Origin of the sequence: uncultured Mucilaginibacter sp., assembly GCF_903913935.1 — a bacterium.
Classification (GTDB): domain Bacteria; phylum Bacteroidota; class Bacteroidia; order Sphingobacteriales; family Sphingobacteriaceae; genus Mucilaginibacter.
On record NZ_CAIWNH010000423.1, the window covers coordinates 1 to 5,258 of the forward strand.

Genomic DNA, 5,258 nt, shown 5'->3' on the forward strand with positions numbered 1-5,258 from the left:
AAGGTGAAAGGATGGGTGAAAAGCTAAGAGCTGCAAGTTTACTAACTTGTAGCAAAATTGCTGCAAGCCAAAATCTTTTAGCCTTTTACCTTTAACCTTTCGCCTCTTCTATATCAGTTTTTCAAAAACGAAGCCGAAGGTTTGATGGCCATCCGGATAGTTTTCACGCGGTTTTTTACCCAGGTATAGATAGAAGAATACTCCAGGTAATTCCGGATCGTGTCATCATTACGGATAGCAGTTACCATATCCCTCAGGATGCTCCTTACGGGCGAATTTTTGCTTACGCCGGTTACAATTTCTTCAAGGTGATCGGCATAAATTACCGCTTCATCTTCGTTATCAAATTGCAGTACGGTTTCTGTTTTACCGCGATCTTTAATTCCCTTTGATGGAATTGGCAAACGGTATTTCCTGAAATCAGCGAAGGTTACACGGGTTGGGCCGGTTGGAGGTAGATTGATGCGTAACATAATTTTTAAAAATTTATCATTTATTTAGTTTGATAGCTCTGTACAAATTCATCGTTCCATATGGCAACAATAATATCATTTATTGCCAAATATTGCGTAGTCGTTTTGTCATTTAATTCATTTGCCAGGTTTTCCAGTTGCTCAGCATAAACAACCGCTTCTTCCTCGTCTTCAAACTTCAGGATCAAGTCGTTATTGATCTCTGCATCGGCGCCGCCAACCGGTGCCGGTATGTCATAACTTTCAAATAAGGAGAAAGTTAGTTTTGAAGGGCCATCCGATGGAACTGTTATATAAAGCATGCTGTTTAAAATAAATTAACCTGTTTTTACTATAGTGTTAACACCAAAACGCCAAAGGTGTTTTATTAATTTATTGTACGAAATTTACGACTATTATGTAACATCTGTTGAGTTTTTTTAAACATTTGTTAAAACACGCTGATATTTTTTAAATACTGATAATAAACGTTTTAATCGCTTGCAACTTGTTTTAATACCGGCAAATGTTAAGAAGTCAGGTTCACCATCGCAGGTTGACAACCCTTTTACGTAGCCGCAGTTTGGCTGGTTGCCGTTTTTTAAATTATTTGTTTTGAATTAAGGCTTCCTTTGGCTATTTTAATGCGGCATTAAAACGGTAAAGAAACATACATGGCAAATACCAAAACTGAGCAATTAAAAAGAGTATTAAAACCCGTCCATTTGTGGGCAATTGCAGTAGGTTTGGTCATCTCAGGTGAGTATTTTGGCTGGAACTTCGGCTGGAAGGTTTCAGGCACCATTGGTTTTTTGATTGCTACGGTCATTATCACCGTAATGTACATTACCTTTATTTTTAGCTATACCGAACTTACAGCTGCCATCCCGCACGCAGGGGGCGCTTTTGCCTACGCATACCGCGCTATGGGGCCATTTGGCGGACTTATTGCCGGGTATGCAACATTGATAGATTTTTTGTTTGCAACGCCCGCGATAGCCATTGCCCTGGGCACTTACCTCAATTTTTTATGGCCGGTCATTCCGCCCTTATATTCGGCGTTGTTTTTTAACGTTGTATTTATCGTCATCAATTACCTTGGGGTAAAAGAATCGGCCATGTTCTCGGTTTTTGTGACAGTACTGGCGGTAGCTGAATTGCTGTTGTTTATGGGCATCGTTTCGCCGCATTTTAAAATGTCTAATTTTATGAGCCATCCCATGCCTTTTGGCTGGTCGGGTGTTTTTGCAGCACTGCCGTACGCCGTTTGGTTTTACCTGGCGATAGAAGGCGTGGCTATGGTAGCCGAGGAGGTAAAGGAGCCCAAAAAGAATATTCCCAAAGGCTATATTTCAGCATTAGGCACACTGATCATTCTTGCATTTGGGGTAATGATCCTCACCGGGGGGATCACCGACTGGCACAAGCTGAGCGATGTGTCTGATCCGTTGCCGGAGGCGATACGTTTTGCGCTGGGCAACCAAAGCAGTTTAACCCGCATATTTGCCGGTATAGGCTTGTTTGGGTTGATCGCGTCTTTCCATGGCACCATACTGGCTTCCTCAAGGCAGGTTTTTGCTATGGCCCGTAGCGGATATATGCCGCGTTTCCTTTCCCGCCTCAGTCATCGTTTTAAAACACCTCATTGGGCACTGGTTGCGGGCGGCCTCATCAGCTTTATCGCACTTTTTACCGGAAAAGCCGACCAGATCGTGTATATATCAGTAATGGGCGCTGTACTAATGTATATGCTGAGCATGGTGAGCCTTTTTATCCTCCGTAAAAAGGAAGCTGGTTTAGAACGCCCTTTCAGAGCGCCCGTGTACCCATTATTCCCTGCCATCGCTTTAATTATTTGCGCCGTTACCTTTTTTGCTATGATATGGTTTTATCCTGTACTGGCCCTGGGGTTTTTTGCCGGCATGGCGGTGGTAATTGCTATATTTATGCTAATGGGTAAACATAAAATCAAAATAATTGATGACGTGCTGCTTGAAACAGCCGAAGTGATCACATCCGCCGCAAGATGAGCTATAGCTTTAAAGTAAGAAACATAAATTACCGATTCGCAGACCTGAAAACCCTGCTGGCAAAAGCCTCGCCTTATCGTACCGGGGATGTGCTGGCTGGTATCTGTGCCGATAGTTACGAAGAACGTGTTGCGGCCCAGACCGCCCTGGCGGATGTTCCCCTCAAAGCCTTTTTAAACGAAACAATCATCCCTTATGAAAGTGATGAAATAACCCGTTTAATTATTGATAGCCATGATGTTATAGCGTTTAATGCGATCAACAGTTTAACCGTTGGTGAATTCCGCGACTGGTTGCTGAGTGATGAGGTAGATAATGCAGTTTTAAAAAGTATTGAAGCAGGCATCACCCCGGAAATGGCCGCGGCGGTCTCCAAACTGATGCGCAACCAGGATTTGATCGCGGTAGCAAAAAAATGCGAAGTGATTACCCGGTTTCGCAATACTATTGGTTTGAAGGGGCATTTCTCTACCCGTTTGCAACCTAATCATCCGACAGACGATCTCAAGGGCGTAGCTGCCAGCATGATTGACGGTTTGCTATACGGCAGCGGTGACGCAGTGATCGGCATCAACCCGGCTACAGACAGCCCCGCAGTAGTATTAAACTTATTAAAGTTGATTGACACGGTAAGGGAGCAGTTTGAGATACCTACGCAATCCTGCGTTTTAAGCCATATTACCACCACGCTGCAGCTCATCAACAGCGGAGCTCCTGTTGATCTGTGTTTTCAATCTATCGGAGGGACGGAACTTTGTAACTCCAGTTTTGGCATCAACCTGGCGCTTATTGAAGAAGCTTACCAGGCAACGCTATCCTTGAACCGAGGTACCATCGGCAAAAACGTGATGTATTTTGAAACCGGCCAGGGCAGCGAACTGTCTGCCAATGCCCATCATGGCGTTGATCAGCAAACCGTTGAGGCACGCGCTTACGCTGTTGCGAGAAGATATAAACCACTGTTGGTTAACTCGGTAGTAGGTTTCATCGGACCTGAATATTTATATGATGGCAAACAAATTATCCGGGCCGCGCTGGAAGACCATTTCTGTGGAAAACTGCTGGGTTTGCCGATGGGCGTTGATATTTGCTATACCAACCACGCCGAGGCCGACCAGGACGATATGGATAACCTGCTCACGCTTTTAGGAGTCGCTGGCTGTAATTTTATAATGGGTATCCCCGGTTCAGACGATATTATGCTCAATTACCAGTCAACATCTTTTCATGATGCCTTATATTTGAGAAAGGTTTTAGGATATCGTCCTGCGCCCGAATTTGAACAATGGCTAATAAAACAAGGAATTAATTACACGAATAGCACTAATTATAGCGAATTACACGAATTTATAGGAGCTAATTCTGAAAGATTATTGGCGCTGATTTCGGGGATTTAATGAAACATTAAACGAATAATAACGAACAATATTTGTGAAAATTCGTTCCTATTCGTGAAATTCGTGTTAATTATGAAAATAGTTGTATCCGATCCATTAACGCCTTTAAAGGAGTTCACTGCTGCCCGAATCGCTATTGGAAGGGCCGGTACCAGTATTCCCATGAAGGAAACGCTGCAATTTAAATTGGCCCACGCCCATGCCCGCGATGCTGTTTATTCGGTATTAGACGTTGAGGGCCTGGTTAGTAGTTTGAAAACGCTGAATTTGCCCTTATTACACCTCCAAAGTAAAGCATTAAGCCGCCATAAATATTTAAAAAGGCCGGATCATGGCCGGCAATTAGATGAAGCGTCGGAACAGCAGTTAAAAGACTACAACCATGGGTATGATATCGCCATCGTTATTGCGGACGGTCTTTCTGCCGAAGCCGTAAATGAAAATGCATTTGATCTGTTAAAGATCCTGGTACCTAAACTTCAATCGGCTAAATTAAAAATAGCCCCATTGTGCCTGGTTGAACAGGGCAGGGTAGCCGTTGGCGATGATATAGGGTTTGGGCTGAATGCGAAACTTTCGCTCATACTAATTGGCGAACGACCAGGATTAAGTGCTGCAGACAGTATGGGCGCTTATTTAACCTTCGGCCCCAAGCCGGGTTTAACGGATGAATCCCGCAATTGTATTTCAAATATCAGGCCGCAAGGATTAAAAGCTAAACCTGCGGCCGATAAAATATTTTACCTCATTATGGAAGCTTTCAAACGAAAACTTTCAGGGGTAGGACTGAAAGATGATTTAGCCATCGGGGCATTAGGTCATTGAGGAATTATTTTTCATCCTGATTATAATTCTTTTGCAATGATATTGCCCTGGAATGAGATTGGATCGCGATTGGTGCTGAGTACGTATAATGAGGCGTAACCATCGGGCGAAATATGGAGTATCAATTGCTGTACATCGCGCCAGCTGCCAATGTCGTGGTCTTTCGGTTTGATGATAATTTCCCAACCACCTTTTTTACCCGGGTTTACTTTATAACTAAAATTAGTAGAGATAAACTTGATGCCACCTTCCGTGGCGCCTGGATCGGGCGCCATATATGCCTGTCCATAGTAGGGCAAAAAGGCATTAATGCTGTCTTTCGTTATTTTTACATCATAAATTGATGTTAGATTTTTCATACCACCCCTTTGGGGCAACGCGTATTCGGCATTAAAATAAAACCTTGTACTATCCACCATGTTTTTGACGGCTGCCTGCCTGGCTGCTTTTTTGGAGTTTTGACCATAGCTTAAATTGAAACTGCCTGAAACAACAGCAAGCAGCACCAATATGTTAATTAACCGTTTCATAACTAAAGGTTTATTTTAATAAAA

General features: G+C 43.3%; 6 protein-coding genes. 3 read left to right on the forward strand and 3 right to left on the reverse strand.

Going from position 1 to position 5,258, the window contains the following annotated elements; genetic code table 11:
- Positions 1-113: 113 nt before the first annotated feature.
- Together QZY09_RS17135 and QZY09_RS17140 are read right to left on the reverse strand one after the other, a co-directional pair.
- Positions 114-473, reverse strand: a complete 360-nt coding sequence (locus tag QZY09_RS17135) for a hypothetical protein (protein ID WP_295674335.1) — start codon at positions 471-473, stop codon at positions 114-116.
- A 20-nt stretch (positions 474-493) separates the two neighbouring features.
- Positions 494-775, reverse strand: a complete 282-nt coding sequence (locus tag QZY09_RS17140) for a hypothetical protein (protein WP_295674336.1) — start codon at positions 773-775, stop codon at positions 494-496.
- Positions 776-1,126: 351 nt separating this feature from the next.
- On the opposite strand from QZY09_RS17140, the gene eat reads away from it, so the two are divergent.
- From eat to eutC, 3 genes are all read left to right on the forward strand, one after another.
- Positions 1,127-2,482: an ethanolamine permease gene (gene eat / locus QZY09_RS17145; RefSeq protein WP_295674339.1), complete on the forward strand. Its 1,356-nt coding sequence runs from the start codon at positions 1,127-1,129 to the stop codon at positions 2,480-2,482.
- Entirely contained in the window at positions 2,479-3,879 is a 1,401-nt protein-coding gene (locus QZY09_RS17150; RefSeq protein WP_295674341.1) for an ethanolamine ammonia-lyase subunit EutB, read from the forward strand. Before eat ends, QZY09_RS17150 begins: the two co-directional genes overlap by 4 nt.
- A gap of 72 nt (positions 3,880-3,951) precedes the next feature.
- A complete protein-coding gene (gene eutC / locus QZY09_RS17155; protein ID WP_295674343.1) occupies positions 3,952-4,704 on the forward strand; it encodes an ethanolamine ammonia-lyase subunit EutC in 753 nt (250 codons plus the stop codon).
- A 20-nt stretch (positions 4,705-4,724) separates the two neighbouring features.
- Here the strand turns inward: eutC and QZY09_RS17160 are convergent, their stop codons facing one another.
- Entirely contained in the window at positions 4,725-5,234 is a 510-nt protein-coding gene (locus QZY09_RS17160) for a DUF4251 domain-containing protein (protein WP_295674344.1), read from the reverse strand.
- Positions 5,235-5,258 lie beyond the last annotated feature (24 nt).